Consider the following 16,370-nt stretch of genomic DNA (forward strand, 5'->3'; position numbering starts at 1 on the left):
CCAAGCTCATACGCGTCCGGGCCCGCAACATCGGTCACGAACCCTATCAGCTTTTCGAAATTTGCCGGAACCTACAAATTTTTTGACCTTGCTGTCCATAGCTTTAAAAGGACAAGTGATACGACAAACGGACGCGGCTGCTATTTTTCACACATTAGCCGCTCTGTCCGGCTGAAATGGAGACCCGATTGACTTCTGCACTCGTCATTATTCCGGCGCGCATGGCGGCGACACGCCTGCCCCGCAAACCTCTCGCCGATATTTGCGGAAAGCCAATGATTGTGCGGGTTATCGAACAGGCACAGAACGCGGATATCGGCCCGGTCGTGGTCGCGTGTGATGACCAGGATGTTGCCGATGCCGTTACCGACTTCGGTGCCAAGGCGGTCATGACCCGTCCTGACCATGCTTCCGGTTCCGATCGAATCCAGGAAGCGGCAAGCCTTGTTGACCCGGACGGTCAGCACGACGTGATCCTGAATGTGCAGGGCGATGTCCCTCTGATTGCTCCGGAAGCGATTCGCGCAGCATTTGCGCCCCTGAGCATCCCGGAAGTCTCAATCGGCACGATCATGACGGAACTGGACCCTCAGTTCCGGGACAATCCCAATTTCGTAAAAGCGGTAACAACACCGAATGGCCACGGTCATCACCGGGCTCTCTATTTTACCCGTGCCACCGCTCCCAGCGGCGATGGGCCGCTGCTTCATCATATCGGCATCTACGCCTATCGCCGTGCCGCACTGGCCAAATTCGTCGAACTTCCACCCTCTCCGCTCGAAACGAGAGAGAAGCTTGAACAATTGCGTGCTCTTGAAGCCGGAATGCGGATTGACGTATCGATCATTGACAGCGCACCCATGGATGTGAATACGCCTGAGGACCTGGAGCGTGCCCGGGCAGCTTATCAAAACACCTGAACCAGATGCCTTCGAGGCTGAAAGACCATGACAGACAGCAAAAGAATTGTTTTCCAGGGCGAGACCGGGGCGAATTCCCATATGGCCTGCCGGAGTGTTTATCCCGATTACGAGGCCATTCCCTGCGCGACCTTTGAAGATTGCTTCTCGGCGATGGCAGATGGCAGCGCGGATCTTGCAATGATCCCGATTGAGAATTCGGTCGCCGGGCGGGTTGCCGACATTCACAACCTGTTGCCGAAGTCGGGCCTTCATATCATCGGCGAGTATTTCATGCCGATCCGCTTCCAGCTCATGGCGCCGAAGGGTGCAGGCATCGAAGGGCTCAAGAAAGTCCAGAGCCACATTCATGCGCTTGGACAGTGCCGCAATGTCATCCGCGAATTGGGTCTGACCGCTGTTGTCGGTGGCGATACCGCAGGTTCCGCGCGTCAGATTGCGGAATGGAATGACCCGACCATCGGAGCCCTCGCTCCTGAAATGGCCGCCGAAATCTACGGCCTGGACATTCTGCGCCGCGATGTGGAAGACGAGGCGCACAACACGACCCGTTTCGTAATCCTGTCCCGCGAAAAGCTGGAAGCCGCCCATAACGGACAACCGGTCATCACCACTTTCATTTTCCGCGTCCGCAACGTCCCGGCAGCGCTCTACAAGGCGCTTGGCGGATTTGCGACGAACGGCGTCAACATGACGAAGCTGGAATCCTACCAGCTGGAAGGTCAGTTCTTCGCGTCCATGTTCTATGCAGATGTCGAGGGACACCCGGAGGATCCGGCTGTTGCTCTCGCGATGGAAGAACTGGCGTTTTTCTGCGCTGAGCTGAATTTGCTCGGCGTTTACCGCGCAAGCCCGTTCCGGGAAAAGATCAAGGAACCGGAAGCCAACCGCGCGCTCAGACCCAATCCAAATTCCTAACGCTGCATCAGGCGGCGATATCAGAGGACCACATGACAGAAACCAGATTTGATGCGCTTTGCATCGGCAACGCCATTTGCGACGTGTTTGCGCATGTCGAGGAAGATTTCCTGCTCCAGGAAAACCTGATCAAGGGCTCCATGCGCCTGATCGATACGGAAGAAGCCGTTCGACTGTTTGAAAAGATGGGTCAGACCGTTCGTGTTTCCGGCGGCAGCGCTGGCAATACTGCTGCCGGGATCGCCTCGCTCGGTGGCACGCCGGCCTATTTCGGCAAGGTGGCGGAAGACGAGCTTGGCGACAGCTATTCCCATGACATGAACGGCACCGGTGTCTATTTCAACACGCCGCGGCTGCGTGAATGGAAGCCGACGGCCCGCTCGATGATCCTGATCACGCCGGACGGCGAGCGCACCATGAACACCTACCTTGGCGCGTGCACCGAATTCGGTCCCGGCGATGTTGATGAAGACGTCGTCGCCGCATCCGCAGTCACCTACATGGAAGGCTACCTGTGGGATCCTGAAGAAGCCAAGAAAGCTTTCCTGAAGGCTGCCGAGGTTGCTCACCTTAACGGACGCAAGGTCGCCCTGACCCTCTCCGATTCCTTCTGCGTCGACCGTTACCGCAGCGAGTTTCTGTCGCTTATCTCCGACCAGGTTGTGGATCTGCTGTTTGCTAATGAACACGAGCTGAAAGCTCTTTATCAGACCGGCGACATCGACACGGCTATTGCCGCGGCAAAGGAATCGGGCGCGCTAACCGCGCTGACCCTTGGCTCTGAAGGTGCCATGGCGATCAGCCCTGAAAAAACCGTCAAGGTTTCAGCGCAGAATGTCGAAAATGTCGTCGACCTGACCGGCGCCGGCGACCTGTTCGCCTCCGGCTTCCTGTTCGGGTTGGCGCGCGACTACAAGCTTGAGGATGCCGCCGAGCTGGGGTGCCTGTGTGCAGCCAATGTGATCAGCCATGTCGGCGCCCGACCGGAGCGTCCTCTCAAGAACATCGCCGCCCAGAGCGGTTTTGATGTCTGATCAAACAAAAAGGGCGGTTGCATCAACCGCCCTTTGCTTTTCCAAGAACATCAATGCCGTTCAGGCCTAGTCCGCCAGGTCCTGAACACTTACGACACCGCCGTTTTCATCGAGACGATAGATAATCGGCGTACCGGTTCCAAGTTCGCGTTTCAGGATCTGTTCCGGGGTCAGATCTTCAAGTTCCATGATCAGAGAGCGCAGTGAATTGCCGTGAGCGGCAACAATGGTGCGCTTTCCGGACAGGACTTTCGGGAGGATCTCGGCCTTGTAGTACGGCAAGACGCGCTCCGAGGTCATCTTGAGGCTTTCACCACCCGGAGGTGGAACATCGTAGGACCGGCGCCAGATGTGAACCTGCTCTTCGCCGAACTTCTCGCGCGCCTCGTCCTTGTTCATACCGGTCAGATCGCCATAGTCCCGCTCATTGAGCGCCTGGTCCTTGATGGTTTCCAGCCCGGTCTGACCAAGTTCCTCCAGAATGATGTCGAGGGTCTTTTGTGCCCGTGACAGATCGGAGGTAAAGGCCAGATCGAATGTCAGCTTCAAGTCCCGGAGCTGTTCACCTGCCTGATGCGCTTCAGCCACACCCTGTTCCGTGAGACCGGGATCTTTCCAGCCGGTGAACAGGTTCTTCAGATTCCAGTCGCTCTGACCGTGACGGACGAGCACAAGAAGGCGATCCATGCCATTCTCCCTTGAACAATAAACGGAAATTCAGTCATCCAGGCCGAGGACATCGGCCATCGAATAAAAGCCGGGCTTCTGATGGAAGCCCCACAAAGCCGCCTTGACCGCCCCACGGGCGAACAATTGCCGGTCTTCGGCGCGGTGGGTCAACTCGATCCGTTCACCCTCGCCGGCAAAAATGACGGAATGTTCGCCGATCACCGATCCGCCCCGCAGCGTGGCGAACCCGATGTCACCGGTCTTTCTGGGATCCATGATCCCGTCCCTGGAGCGAACAGAGTGGGAGGCGAGATCAATGCCCCGCCCTTCGGCGGCGGCTTCTCCAAGAAGCAGAGCCGTTCCGGAGGGAGCGTCGACTTTGTGCTTGTGATGCATCTCAAGGACTTCGATGTCGAAATCCGTATCGAGAGCTGCCGCCGCCTTGCGGACAAGGCTGGCAAGCAGGTTCACACCGAGGCTCATGTTGCCCGACTTGACGATACGCGCATGCCGGGCCGCAGCCTTGAGCGGTTCATCTTCGCCTTCTGCCCAACCGGTCGTTCCGATCACATGCACGATGCGGGCCTGTGCCGCCAGTTCCGCAAACCACAGGCTTGCCTTGGGAGCGGTGAAATCAAGAACGCCGTCGGCCTTCGCGAATGCCGTCAATGGGTCATCGGTTATAGGAACGTTCAAGGAGCCGGCACCAGCAAGCTCTCCAGCATCCTGGCCGAGGAACTCTGAACCTTCCCGCTCAACCGCTGCGACAACTTCCGCGCCTGAGGTTTCGGTCACGGCGCGTGTCAGCGCCCGGCCCATTCTGCCGCCCGCACCAACGACTACCAAGCGCATTTGAGCCATGTTCATCCTCTCGTTCGATTTTCGCTCGCGGGTATAGCAGTTTCACGATGGGAGGCAAACGGCTGATCAGCGAAAACACTCCGCGAAGGAGCAGATAAGGCTCAATCCGCTCTCCAAGTTTTCCTCTTCTTTGCCCGACAAGCGCCCACCGATCGGCCCTTTCTCGAGGAGAGGAACTTTCGAAACTCCGAACAGATCACCAAAAGGCTTCATGCCTGAGACCAATCCGGAATTTACAATTTCTTTTCCATTACTTGTCCGAATAGAAATTCCTTTGGCTTTTTTTAATTTCCGGCAGTGAAACTGATCTGATGAAGGGTCAATGACTTGCAAATAAACCATTAATATTTGCATTCAAGGGGTGCATTTATCGAAATGCACACCCTGGGCGCGAAAGATCAAACGTAGAAAGTACGCATGACAGCAACAGTTCGATCCACGGTGAAAATCTTCCGGCTTCTGGCCGGGTTCCTTTCAATCCTGGTTTCTTTCTGTTTGCATGGCTTGACCGCAACTGCCGACACCCCATCCGGAACCCTGGACGAGTTCTGGACCCTTGAGGAATTCACGCGCAAACACCCCAAGCAGCAAATGAACGCGGAGACTTTTGCCAGACGAGTCTCAAACGACGCTGTTGCGCTTCCCAATTCAGGCAAGACCGTTCGGATTGCGGTCATCTATCCTGGAAGCCAGACATCCGATTACTGGCGCCGAAGCGTCATTTCCTTCGAAGCCAGGCTGAAGAGCCTTGATGTCGCATATGAAATCGTGCCGTATTTTTCCGGCTCGTCCTCCTTTGTCGGCAATCAGGCAAGCTTGATCACGGCGGCCTTGAAGGAAGATCCCGATTACCTGGTATTTACCTTGGATGCCCTCAGGCACAAGGCGATCGTCCAGCGTCTGATCGCCCGGTCCCGTCCGAAAGTCATCCTTCAGAACATCACGACGCCGGTTAAGTCCTGGAGAGACAAGCAGCCGTTCCTCTATGTCGGCTTCGATCATGTCGCGGGAACGAATCTGCTCATCGACTATTATCGAAACAGGTTCGGGCACCAGAAACCGTTCGCAATTCTTTATGGCCCCCGCGGCTATGTGAGCCGGGCTCGCGGCAACACGTTTCTGCAGGCCTATTCCGACCCTGAAGTCCTGAACCTGAAAGCTTCCTATTACGTCGGTTATGACCGCGAAAAGTCACGCGAAGCGGCAACCCGCATCCTGGCGGACAATCCGGATCTGGCGTTTATCTACGCCTGTTCGACCGACATCGCGCTCGGTGCGCTGGACGCAATTCAGGAACGGCCTGAGGGAACACAAGTTGTGACGAACGGCTGGGGCGGCGGAAGTGCCGAGCTCGAGGCCGTTGCCGCCGGCAAACTCGATGTCACGGTCATGCGGATGAATGACGACAATGGTGTTGCGATGGCAGAAGCCATAGCGCTTGATCAAGCAGGACGGCAAGACGAAGTGCCTGTGGTATACTCCGGCAGCTTCGAGCTCGTGACTTCAAGTGATTCGATTGAGCGTATTGACGAACTCAAGGCACGGGCATTTCGATACTCAAAATGAAAACAGCCAGGGGCGTAAAATACAGCCGGATTGTTTTGGGTCTCTTCTTCGTGGGCCTGATGGTTACGGCTATCGCCTTGTTCGGGATAACTTATCTCGGCAGTCTGGCTCTTGCCGAACTGGAAATTGAACGCCAGGCGCAACGGGATGAGGCGCTCGCCGGGCTCGTTTTCGAAACCCATCTAGAACAACTTGAAAACCAGCTGCGAACCGCTTCCGTCGATCAGGACCTGATCGATGCGATCAAGGATTATGACGGACGGGAGGCGACCCGTCTGCTGGAACGTCTGGGCCAAAATTCAACCGGCCCCCAGCCGGATATCCTGATACTGGACCACGAACACCAACTCGGCTGGCTGAACGCGAGCCTGGCTCTGGTCGATGTTGCAGCCGTTTTGCCGGGCAGGCTGCTGAGAACCATGCCGCCGGACGTCTGGCGCATTTATGACACTGCGCATACCGAACCGGTTACGCTGATCGCAGTCATTGCGATTCCGATCATCGATCCGGACAATGGACGGGTCATCGCGAAACTCGTTGGCGGCAGTGTTCTCAACGATTCCTTCACCCTGCTCGACTCGCTCGCCGGTATCCTCGGCGTCGACAATGTTGCCATCGTCCACGAAAAAGAAAATCTCGCGAGCATCGGAGATATTTCCGACGAAGAGAAATTTGCCACTGCACAGGGTTTCCTCTCCGAGAAGAACCATCATCTCGAGGGTGCCCGGCTGTTTACAAAGTCGGTTCTTTACAGTGATGAGAGCGATCACCCGATATATGTCTACGCCGAAGAACCCAGCGATATCATCAACAACATCCAGAGCACTTATGAGGAGTACTTTGTTCCGTTCCTCCTTTACGTCGCTCTCGCTTCTCTGGCTGCGGCACTGATCCTCAACCTGTTCACAGCCCCGGCGCTATCCGCTCTCGTTCGCTACGCGACGGCACGCCGCAACCGGGGCAACATCGAGGAGTATCAGGCTGGACGCATAGCAGAGTACAATCAGCTGGGATCGCTTTTCCAGGAGGCGTTCGAATCCGTTCACAACACCAATGCGCAGTTCAGGGAATTGATCGACGGTTCACTGCAAGGGGTGATCGTGCACAAGAATGGCACGATCGTTTATGCAAACCGTGCGCTGCTGGAGATGCTTCGCTACCCGGTGGATCATCCGGAAGAACTCGTCGGGGAAACGATCTGGTCTATTTACGCGCCATTTGAGCGAGAGCGTGTCAGAAATTACCACAAGCTCAGAAGCGAGGGAGAGGTCGCTCCGACGGTCTACGAAATTCAGGGCGTGACCAAAGCCGGCGACTACGTTTGGCTCGAGCAGCATGTACGGGTGACAGACTGGGACGACACTCCGGCAATCTATGTGACACTTCTGGATATTTCGGAGCGAAAGGAACAGGAAAAGCTGATCGAGCTCCAGTCCAACTATGATCTGCTGACCAACCTGCCGAACCGCAACCTGTTCCTGGACCGGCTGAAGCAGGCCATCGCACAGGCCAAGAGAAGCGGAAGCATGGCCGCTCTGATGATGGTTGACATGGACCGCTTCAAAGCGATCAACGACACGTTCGGACACGGTTTCGGAGACGAAATTCTCAAGGTGCTGGGCGCCAGGATTGAAGCGGTTGCAGAATGGAACCAGACCGTATCACGTCTCGGTGGCGATGAGTTCGCGATCATATTGCCCGACTGCGAAGACGAGTGGGAAATCGAGCACAAGGCTCAGGCCGTTCTCGACGCAGTCAGCAAGAAAATCGACATCGAAGACGGCAAGGATTTTTTCCTGACAGCAAGTATCGGCATCACCGTTTATCCGTATGACGGCAAGGGGCCGGACGGCTTGATGCGGCAGGCGGATGCGGCGATGTATCAATCCAAGGCGGATGGTGGAAATCGTTTCCGTTTCTTCTCCAGGCAAATGAATGAGCGCACGGCACGCACGCTCCAGATCGAATCCGCACTCAGAAAGGCTCTGGAGCTGGGCGAGCTGGAAGTGCATTACCAACCGATCATCGACTATGCCTCCGGTACGATCTCCGGCTGCGAAGCCCTGGCGCGGTGGCACGACCGGGAATTGGGCACGATCTCTCCTGCGGAGTTCATTCCGATTGCAGAGGATTCCGGGCTGATCGTCTCACTCGGCAAGCAGGTATTGCAGAAGGCCTGCGAATTCCATGCCTCGTGCATTTCCCGCGGTCTCGATATCGGCAGCATCGGCGTCAATATTTCGCCGCGCCAGTGCCGCGAAGACGGTTTCGTCGGTTCCATCAAATCCATCCTTGAAGACTGCGGCATGGATCCTGTCAATCTGCGCCTGGAGATGACCGAAAGCGTCATGTTCGATGACAGCCGGATCAATCCGGTCGCGCTGCTGAACGCGATCAAGAGCCTGGGCGTCAAAATATCACTCGATGACTTCGGAACCGGATACTCGTCGCTGAGTTATCTCAAGCGCCTGCCGATCGATATTCTCAAGATCGACCGATCCTTCATCATGGACCTTGAAAGCGACCCCGACGACCACGCCCTTGTCGAGGCCATCATCTCGATGGCCGGCAAGCTGGATATCGAGGTGGTGTGCGAAGGGGCCGAAACCCGCGAGCAATGCGAAATTCTCGCAGAACTGGGTTGCAGGCTCATCCAGGGGTTCTATCTCGGCAAACCGATGCCGGCACAGGATTTCTACGAGTTCCTCGCACACAAACCCTTTGCGGACAGCCTGGCCAAGAAGGCCGGTTGATACGATCGTGGCCGGGTAAGGCCCCGCCCTTCATTGATCACCGCAAAAAAGAAAACGCGCGAGGATTGTGCATCCCCGCGCGTCTTCAGATCAATCCGACAGCCGCTTATTCGGCGGCAGTGTCTTTCGGAATTTCCTGACCGGTTTCCTGATCAACGACTTTCATGGACAGGCGTACCTTGCCGCGCTCGTCGAAGCCCATGAGCTTGACCCAGACCTTGTCGCCTTCCTTGACCACATCGGTGACCTTGCCGACCTTTTTCGGAGCCAGCTGGGAAATGTGAACCAGACCGTCCTTGGCACCGAAGAAGTTGACGAACGCGCCGAAGTCGACGCATTTCACGACGGTACCTTCGTAGATCACGCCAACTTCCGGCTCAGCGGCAATGGAGTTGATCCAGTTGACGGCAGCCTTGATCGCCTTGCCGTCGGAGGATGCGATCTTGACGGTGCCATCGTCTTCGATGTTGACCTTGGCGCCGGTCTTTTCGACGATTTCACGGATGACCTTACCGCCCGAACCGATGACTTCACGGATCTTGTCGACCGGGATCTTCATCATTTCGATGCGCGGTGCGTGCTCACCAAGCTCGGAGCGGGCTTCGGTGATTGCCTTGGCCATTTCGCCGAGAATGTGAATACGGCCGTCTTTCGCCTGACCCAGAGCGACTTTCATGATCTCTTCGGTGATACCGTCGATCTTGATGTCCATCTGCAGAGCAGTAATGCCGTTTTCGGAACCGGCAACCTTGAAGTCCATATCGCCGAGGTGATCTTCATCGCCAAGGATATCGGAGAGAACCGCGAAGCGATCGCCTTCCTTGATCAGACCCATGGCGATACCGGCAACCGGAGCCTTCAGCGGCACACCGGCATCCATCAGCGACAGCGAAGTGCCGCAGACAGTTGCCATGGAAGACGAACCGTTGGATTCGGTGATTTCGGAAACCACACGCAGCGTGTACGGGAACTCGTGGTGCTGCGGCAGCATCGGGTTGATTGCGCGCCAAGCCAGTTTGCCGTGACCGATTTCACGGCGTCCCGGGGAGCCCATGCGGCCGGTTTCACCGACGGAATACGGCGGGAAGTTGTAGTGCAGCATGAAGTGAGATTTCACGGTGCCTTCCAGCAGGTCGATGAACTGCTCGTCTTCACCGGTGCCGAGGGTCGCGACAACCAGGCCCTGGGTTTCACCACGGGTGAACAGGGAAGAACCGTGCGCGCGCGGCAGGATGCCGACTTCGGAAGAAATCGCGCGGACGGTGGACAGGTCACGCCCATCGATACGATGACCCGTGTCGAGGATCGCACCGCGAACGATTTCGGCTTCCAGCTTTTTGAACTGCTCGCCGAGAACGGTTGCTTCAGGTGCTTCGCCTTCGGCAGCGTTGGTGATCAACGCTTCCACGACCTTCGCCTTGGCAGCGTCAACCGCGTTTTTGCGATCGGTCTTGGAGGTGATCTTGTAGGCTTCGGTCAGCTCGCCGGCAGCAAGAGACTTGACCTGCTCGAACAGCGCGGAATGATCCGGGATGGACAGTTCGCGCGGTTCCTTGGCAGCGGTTTCCGCCAGCTTGATGATTGCATCGATGACCGTCTGGAAACCCTTGTGGCCGAACATCACCGCGCCGAGCATGGTGTCTTCGTCCAGTTCCTTGGCTTCAGATTCCACCATGAGAACAGCGTCACTGGTGCCTGCAACAACCAGATCCAGAGCGGATTCCGGCATGTCGTCAACCATCGGGTTCAGGACGTATTCGCCGTCGATATAACCAACACGCGCGCCGCCGATCGGGCCCATGAACGGAACGCCGGAAAGGGTCAGGGCAGCGGAAGCTGCAACCATGGCCAGGATGTCCGGAGCATTTTCCATGTCGTGAGACAGGACGGTGATCACCACCTGGGTGTCGTTCTTGTAGCCGTCTGCGAACAGCGGGCGGATCGGACGGTCGATCAGACGGGACGTCAGGGTCTCATGCTCGGACGGACGGCCTTCACGCTTGAAGTAGCCACCCGGGATCTTACCGGCGGCAAACGCCTTTTCCTGGTAGTTCACGGTGAGCGGGAAGAAATCCTGGCCCGGCTTCGGTTCCTTGGCGGAAACGACAGTCGCCAGAACCTTGGTTTCGCCGTAGGTTGCCATCACGGCACCGTCGGCCTGGCGGGCAACCTTGCCCGTTTCGAGGACGAGCGGACGTCCGCCCCACTCGACTTCTACACGATGAATATCAAACATCATCATTCCTTACAGCTTTGTGCGTCCCGCTGCTTTCGGTACAGCCTCTTGGGACGAACACATTCCCGGTCGGCCCCGGATGGGCCGGTTACCGGCTGACAGGTCACGGGCAAGACAACGAGCTGCTTTCAAGACCTTGAAAGAAAGCAGCCGGCAATCCTGCCCCATGACATGTCACGAGGCTTCTATAGAGTGTTCCTTTGCATATTGAAACACTCAAGAGCACCAACAGACCGCTGATCCGAACCGGATCGTTGCCGCAGCTGAAAGATGCTCTAGAAAAAACGCGGCGGGCAAGTCACCCACCGCGTAATCTTTTCACCGAACTTAGCGGCGGATACCAAGACGCTCGATCAGCGACTTGTAACGCTCTTCGCTTTTGCCGCGCGTGTAGTCCAGAAGGGACCGGCGCTGCGCAACCATCTTCAGAAGACCGCGGCGGGAGTGGTTGTCCTTGCCGTGACCCTTGAAGTGTTCAGTCAGGTTGTTGATCCGCTCAGTGAGGATCGCAACCTGAACTTCCGGAGAACCGGTGTCGCCGTCTTTGGTCGCGAATTCTTTGATGAGCTCAGCTTTGCGCTCTGCAGTAATCGACATCGCTCTTTCCTTTCAAAGAGTGGTGGCCAGTTAACCTGGCGCGTTGACATGCCGGAAACCCGGCCTGATCCGAATGTCTCCAGAGCCGAGATGTCGTTCAGCAAAGGATCCTTCCGGACGAATTGGACTGAAATGCCCAATGGCGGCGGTATATGGCAGAAAACGGGGGAAAAAGCCAGTGGTTTCTTTACACTCGTCTTCGCGCTCAAACTTGAAGATGAAACACCCGGCTCGGCTGGAAACGGCCCTTGTCGATTGAGCCGATGGCAACCGGCACGCTGGCATGGCTGGCAAAGGCGACTTCCGTGTTCAACGGTGCGTCCCGGCCTCGCAGAAGGACTGCCATGCCCTTTCGGATCTTGGCTGCATCATCAAGGGACACCGGAACCTCCACCAGCTCGTCCATGGCTTCGCGCACAGGCAGAACAAATTCTTCCACCAGGTCATCGATCCGCTGGCCTTCATCCAGCCTTTCGGCAGATTCCAGGATCTCGTCCAGGCCGATCATGTCCTCTTCCCCAAACGGACCGACCAACAGGCGACGCAGTTCGGTGACATGACCGCAGGTTCCCAGACGGCGGCCCAGGTCACGCGCCAGGGCACGCACATAAGTGCCTTTACCGCATTCAGCCTCGAAGACGGCCCGGTTTTCGTCCGGGCAATCCACCAGATCCAGACGATGTACATCGATCGGTCGGGCTTCCAACACGACCTCTTCACCATCCCTTGCCAGATCATAGGCCCGTTCACCGGCAACCTTGATTGCGGAAAATTTCGGCGGCACCTGCATGATGGTTCCGACGAACTCTCCCAGCACGGTAGTGATCGTGTCTACAGACGGACGGACATCCGACGTCGCGATAACTTCGCCTTCGGTGTCGTCCGTGTTGGTTTCTGTGCCCCAGGTGACCTCGAACCGGTAAACCTTGCGACCGTCCATCACGAACGGAACGGTTTTGGTGGCCTCGCCAAAAGCCACCGGCAACAGACCGGAGGCTCTCGGGTCCAGCGTGCCGGCGTGACCCACCTTTTGCGGCGAGAAGATACGCTTGATCTTGCCAAGGGCCTCGTTCGACGTGATCCCGTAAGGTTTGTCGAGCACCAACCAGCCGTTGATGGTGTTTTTCTTTCTTTTGAACTGTTTCTGGCGCGCCATTTTAAGTCCGTTTGCGTTCTTTCAGCGGTGCATCTTTCCGAGAGACCTTAAGAGTTCTCAGTGCCTGTCATCCCGGTTGGAGTGAAGCGCAAGGCCGGGATCCAGTAACCCCGGTGTCAATTTGAGCCGCATCTCCTTGTGCTTGCTGGATCCCTGCATTCGCAGGGATGACAACAGCAGATCATTTGAAGGTCTGTTCGGTTCGGTCACAAATCAACCACGCAGCGGTGGTTCAAACCATGGGGTGACTTGAATGTACGAAATTTGTTCCAAGCCCTAGGACTCAGTTCTCGTCCCGGTCCTCGTCGTCTGTATCCAGATCCCTGGAGACTTCGGGAGAGTGCAACAATGTGCCGATGCGATCGTCGTCGTCGAAACGGGTGTCGAGAACAAACCTGAGGTCAGGCATGTACTTCATCGTCAGGCGACGGGAAATCTGACCACGCAAATATTTGGCGCTGCGATTGAGGGCCTTTTCAACCTTTTCCGCGTTCACGCCACCGAGCGGCATGACCAGGCAGGTTGCCAGACGCAGGTCAGGCGTCATCCGCACTTCGGGGATTGTGACGATTACGCCATCCAGATCCGGATCGGAAAACCTGCCGCGCGTCAGAATGTCGGACAGCTCCTTGCGCACCGTTTCGCCAACTCGAAGCTGGCGTTGAGAGGGTCCACGGCTGTCCTGTCCGTGTTGTCTAGCCATTTTGTCATCCTATCCGCCGTCATTCCGGACAAGTGCAGCAACGCTGCCCGCTGATCCGGAATCTAGCGCATATGCCACGCCCTCGGCGCGTCCAATTGAAAAAGAGCGCGCTTTCGCGCGCCCTCATATCTGGATCCCGGATCGGCGCGCGGCTCAAGCCGCACTGGTCCGGGATGACGTAACCTGCTTCCGGCGCTTAGAGCGTTCTTGCGATCTGCTCGACGCGGAAACATTCGATGATGTCTCCAGGACGCATGTCCTGATACTTGACGAAGTTCATGCCGCATTCCTGACCGGATTCAACGGACTTGACTTCATCCTTGAAGCGCTTGAGCGTGCCCAGTTCGCCTTCGTGGATGACCACATCGTCGCGGATGAGGCGAACGTTGGCGCCACGTTCGACAACACCTTCCGTAACCAGACAGCCAGCCACCTTGCCGACCTTGGAAATGTGGAAGATCTCCTTGATCTCCGCGTTGCCGAGGAAGGTTTCGCGGCGCTCCGGCGACAGCAGGCCGGACATGGCCGCCTTGATGTCGTCCACGAGGTCGTAGATCACGTTGTAGTAGCGGATCTCGATACCATCGCGGGACGCCGCTTCACGAGCCTGCTTGTTGGCACGGACGTTGAACCCGAGGATCGGTGCATTGGAAGCAGCCGCCAGCGTGATGTCGCTTTCGGTGATACCACCAACACCTGACAGAAGGATACGTGCGCCGACTTCGTCGTTACCGAGCTCGTTCAACGCATGGGCGATCGCTTCAGCCGACCCCTGTACGTCCGCTTTCAGAACCAGCGGGAACTCCTTCTTGCCGCTCTTCTGGGCGCTCATCATCATCTGTTCGAGCGATCCGCGAGCCGCAGAAGCAACCACAGATGCCTTTTCACGGATCTGGCGCTGGCGGTACTCGGTGATTTCACGGGCGCGGGCTTCGTTTTCAACAACCGCAACCAGATCACCGGCAGCAGGCGTTCCCTGGAAACCCAGCACCTCGACCGGCTTGGCCGGGCCTGCTTCCTTCACCTGCTTGCCATTTTCATCAAGCATGGCGCGGACGCGGCCCCACTCGGCACCAGCGACAAGGATGTCGCCCGGCTTGAGCGTACCTTTCTGGACCAGAACAGTTGCAACCGGACCACGGCCTCGGTCGAGCTGAGCTTCGATAACGATACCTTCCGCTGTACGGTCCGGGTTGGCCTGGAGTTCCAGAACCTCGGACTGCAGAAGGATCATCTCCAGAAGCTTGTCGAGATTGGTTCCGTTCAGAGCGGAAACTTCAACATCGATAACGTCGCCGCCCATGGATTCGGTCACGAGTTCTTCGCTCAGAAGCTCGGTACGAACACGGTTGGGATCGGCACCCGGCTTGTCGATCTTGTTGATCGCGACAATGATCGGTGCATCCGCTGCCTTGGCGTGCGCGATGGCTTCCTTGGTCTGCGGCATGACACCATCGTCAGCGGCCACAACCAGGATCACGATGTCGGTCGACTTGGCACCACGGGCACGCATTTGCGAGAACGCTGCGTGACCCGGGGTATCGATGAAGGTGATCTTCTGACCATCCTGATCGACCTGGTAGGCACCGATATGCTGGGTGATGCCGCCGGCTTCACCGGAAACGACCTTGGACTTGCGGATCGCATCCAGAAGCGACGTTTTACCGTGGTCAACGTGACCCATAATGGTCACCACCGGCGGACGTGCTTCCATGGTGGAGGCGTCGTCTTCCTGGGTGAAGAGACCTTCTTCAACGTCTGCTTCGGAGACACGCTTGACCGTGTGGCCCATTTCTTCGGCGATCAGTTCGGCGGTATCGGCGTCGATCACGTCGTTGATCTTGAGCATCTGGCCCTGCTTCATCAGCAGCTTGATCACGTCAACAGCGCGCTCGGCCATACGGTTGGCGAGCTCCTGAATGGTGATTGCTTCCGGCAAGGTGACTTCACGCGAAATCTTCTCGCGAACAACCTGCTGCTGACCGCGTTTTGCCTTCTCCTGGCGGCGGCGCATGGAAGCGAGCGAACGTGCACGCTGCCCGTCGTCACCACCGGTAGCAGCGGAAATCGTCAGCTTGGAGCGACGACGGTCTTCACCACCACGCGGGCGAGTTGTCGGTGTCGGGGCCTGTTTCGGCCGCTTGACCGTGCGCAGACCCTTGTTGCTGCGATCGCCCTCGTCAGCTGCCGGTCTTGCATCCGGCTTCGCGCGGGTTTCAGCCGGTGCCTTCCGCTTGCCCATATCGTCGAGGCTGGGCGGTCTGCCACCATCTGCATGGGCAGGTCTGCGCGTGCCCGGCTTTTTCGGCTCGGCTTTCGCAGGCTTGCGGGCCTCGGTTTTGGCAGCAGGTGCTTCCTCAGCAGGCTTTGCGGCTTCGGCGACCTTGGCAGCGGCGGCTTCTTCCTTGGCCTTTTCTTCGGCAAGACGGGCTTCTTCAGCTTCGCGCTTGGCGCGCTCTTCAGCCTCAGCCTTGGCCCGTGCTTCTTCCTCAGCCTTGCGCTGTGCGGCCTCTGCGACGCGACGCTTTTCTTCCTCTTCACGGCGCTTGCGGTCTTCGACTTCGCGCTTCTTCGCCATCTCGAGTGCAGCCGCGCGGGCAGCAGCCTCTTCCTTGGTCAGAGTGCGCAACACGTTGCCGTTGCCCTTCTGACGCTGACCGGAAGCGGACCGGCGAGCCTGTTTGGCTGCCTGCGGGTCCGGCTGTTGCGGTTTGCGCGGCGCTTCAGCCGGCTTTTCAAGACGCTGCGTTGTCGGTGCGGGAGCTTCCGGTTTCGGGTCCTGCCCCGGAATTACAACACGGCGTTTCTTCTTTTCCACGACGACGGCTTTTGACCGGCCATGCGAGAAGGACTGCCGAACAGTCCCCTGGTCGCCACCACCACGCTTGAGGCCAAGCGTCTTGCCGCGCTCAACGCTGATTGTCTTGTCGCCTGGATTTTTCGTATCGCTCATATTG

Annotated in this window: 12 protein-coding genes; 5 read left to right on the forward strand and 7 right to left on the reverse strand. The window is 57.4% G+C overall.

Features of this window, described 5'->3' with window-relative positions; all coding sequences use genetic code 11:
• The first annotated feature begins 176 nt into the window (after positions 1-176).
• From ABLQ08_RS21690 to ABLQ08_RS21700, 3 genes are read left to right on the forward strand one after another with little or no spacing between them, the layout of a single operon-like run.
• Entirely contained in the window at positions 177-920 is a 744-nt protein-coding gene (locus ABLQ08_RS21690; RefSeq protein WP_352946261.1) for a 3-deoxy-manno-octulosonate cytidylyltransferase, read from the forward strand.
• Between the two features lie 27 nt (positions 921-947).
• On the forward strand, positions 948-1,838 hold the full coding sequence (locus ABLQ08_RS21695; protein ID WP_352946263.1) for a prephenate dehydratase: 891 nt from the start codon (positions 948-950) through the stop codon (positions 1,836-1,838).
• A gap of 32 nt (positions 1,839-1,870) precedes the next feature.
• Positions 1,871-2,872 (forward strand): adenosine kinase, encoded by a 1,002-nt coding sequence (locus tag ABLQ08_RS21700; RefSeq protein WP_352946266.1) that lies wholly within the window; start codon positions 1,871-1,873, stop codon positions 2,870-2,872.
• A 66-nt stretch (positions 2,873-2,938) separates the two neighbouring features.
• Here ABLQ08_RS21700 and ABLQ08_RS21705 read toward each other — a convergent pair whose 3' ends face one another.
• Both ABLQ08_RS21705 and dapB read right to left on the reverse strand, forming a co-directional pair.
• On the reverse strand, positions 2,939-3,559 hold the full coding sequence (locus tag ABLQ08_RS21705; protein WP_352946269.1) for a 2,3-bisphosphoglycerate-dependent phosphoglycerate mutase: 621 nt from the start codon (positions 3,557-3,559) through the stop codon (positions 2,939-2,941).
• 30 nt (positions 3,560-3,589) lie between these two features.
• Positions 3,590-4,402 (reverse strand): 4-hydroxy-tetrahydrodipicolinate reductase, encoded by an 813-nt coding sequence (gene dapB / locus ABLQ08_RS21710; RefSeq protein ID WP_352946271.1) that lies wholly within the window; start codon positions 4,400-4,402, stop codon positions 3,590-3,592.
• A gap of 417 nt (positions 4,403-4,819) precedes the next feature.
• Here dapB and ABLQ08_RS21715 point away from each other — a divergent pair, with 417 nt between their 5' ends.
• Together ABLQ08_RS21715 and ABLQ08_RS21720 are read left to right on the forward strand one after the other, a co-directional pair.
• Positions 4,820-5,968: a substrate-binding domain-containing protein gene (locus tag ABLQ08_RS21715; RefSeq protein WP_352946273.1), complete on the forward strand. Its 1,149-nt coding sequence runs from the start codon at positions 4,820-4,822 to the stop codon at positions 5,966-5,968.
• Positions 5,965-8,721: an EAL domain-containing protein gene (locus ABLQ08_RS21720; protein WP_352946275.1), complete on the forward strand. Its 2,757-nt coding sequence runs from the start codon at positions 5,965-5,967 to the stop codon at positions 8,719-8,721. The genes ABLQ08_RS21715 and ABLQ08_RS21720 overlap by 4 nt, the downstream gene beginning before the upstream one ends.
• A gap of 106 nt (positions 8,722-8,827) precedes the next feature.
• Here ABLQ08_RS21720 and pnp read toward each other — a convergent pair whose 3' ends face one another.
• From pnp to infB, 5 genes are all read right to left on the reverse strand, one after another.
• Positions 8,828-10,957 (reverse strand): polyribonucleotide nucleotidyltransferase, encoded by a 2,130-nt coding sequence (pnp, locus tag ABLQ08_RS21725; protein ID WP_352946277.1) that lies wholly within the window; start codon positions 10,955-10,957, stop codon positions 8,828-8,830.
• 327 nt (positions 10,958-11,284) lie between these two features.
• Positions 11,285-11,554 (reverse strand): 30S ribosomal protein S15, encoded by a 270-nt coding sequence (gene rpsO / locus ABLQ08_RS21730; protein ID WP_352946279.1) that lies wholly within the window; start codon positions 11,552-11,554, stop codon positions 11,285-11,287.
• A gap of 205 nt (positions 11,555-11,759) precedes the next feature.
• Positions 11,760-12,710, reverse strand: coding sequence for a tRNA pseudouridine(55) synthase TruB (gene truB, locus ABLQ08_RS21735; protein ID WP_352946280.1), 951 nt, complete (start codon positions 12,708-12,710; stop codon positions 11,760-11,762).
• A gap of 283 nt (positions 12,711-12,993) precedes the next feature.
• On the reverse strand, positions 12,994-13,413 hold the full coding sequence (rbfA, locus tag ABLQ08_RS21740) for a 30S ribosome-binding factor RbfA (RefSeq protein WP_352946282.1): 420 nt from the start codon (positions 13,411-13,413) through the stop codon (positions 12,994-12,996).
• 196 nt (positions 13,414-13,609) lie between these two features.
• Positions 13,610-16,366, reverse strand: a complete 2,757-nt coding sequence (gene infB / locus ABLQ08_RS21745; protein ID WP_352946284.1) for a translation initiation factor IF-2 — start codon at positions 16,364-16,366, stop codon at positions 13,610-13,612.
• Positions 16,367-16,370 lie beyond the last annotated feature (4 nt).

Source organism: Roseibium sp. SCP14 (assembly GCF_040329475.1).
GTDB lineage: Bacteria > Pseudomonadota > Alphaproteobacteria > Rhizobiales > Stappiaceae > Roseibium.

Bases quoted from the DNA above. Each gene is read 5' to 3' on its own strand.
- ABLQ08_RS21715 (WP_352946273.1), top strand. From the start codon at position 4,820: ATGACAGCAACAGTTCGATCCACGGTGAAAATCTTCCGGCTTCTGGCC.
- ABLQ08_RS21700 (WP_352946266.1), top strand. From the start codon at position 1,871: ATGACAGAAACCAGATTTGATGCGCTTTGCATCGGCAACGCCATTTGC.
- rpsO (WP_352946279.1), bottom strand. From the start codon at position 11,554: ATGTCGATTACTGCAGAGCGCAAAGCTGAGCTCATCAAAGAATTCGCG.
- ABLQ08_RS21695 (WP_352946263.1), top strand. From the start codon at position 948: ATGACAGACAGCAAAAGAATTGTTTTCCAGGGCGAGACCGGGGCGAAT.
- ABLQ08_RS21720 (WP_352946275.1), top strand. From the start codon at position 5,965: ATGAAAACAGCCAGGGGCGTAAAATACAGCCGGATTGTTTTGGGTCTC.
- truB (WP_352946280.1), bottom strand. From the start codon at position 12,710: ATGGCGCGCCAGAAACAGTTCAAAAGAAAGAAAAACACCATCAACGGC.
- infB (WP_352946284.1), bottom strand. From the start codon at position 16,366: ATGAGCGATACGAAAAATCCAGGCGACAAGACAATCAGCGTTGAGCGC.
- dapB (WP_352946271.1), bottom strand. From the start codon at position 4,402: ATGGCTCAAATGCGCTTGGTAGTCGTTGGTGCGGGCGGCAGAATGGGC.
- pnp (WP_352946277.1), bottom strand. From the start codon at position 10,957: ATGTTTGATATTCATCGTGTAGAAGTCGAGTGGGGCGGACGTCCGCTC.
- ABLQ08_RS21690 (WP_352946261.1), top strand. From the start codon at position 177: ATGGAGACCCGATTGACTTCTGCACTCGTCATTATTCCGGCGCGCATG.
- rbfA (WP_352946282.1), bottom strand. From the start codon at position 13,413: ATGGCTAGACAACACGGACAGGACAGCCGTGGACCCTCTCAACGCCAG.
- ABLQ08_RS21705 (WP_352946269.1), bottom strand. From the start codon at position 3,559: ATGGATCGCCTTCTTGTGCTCGTCCGTCACGGTCAGAGCGACTGGAAT.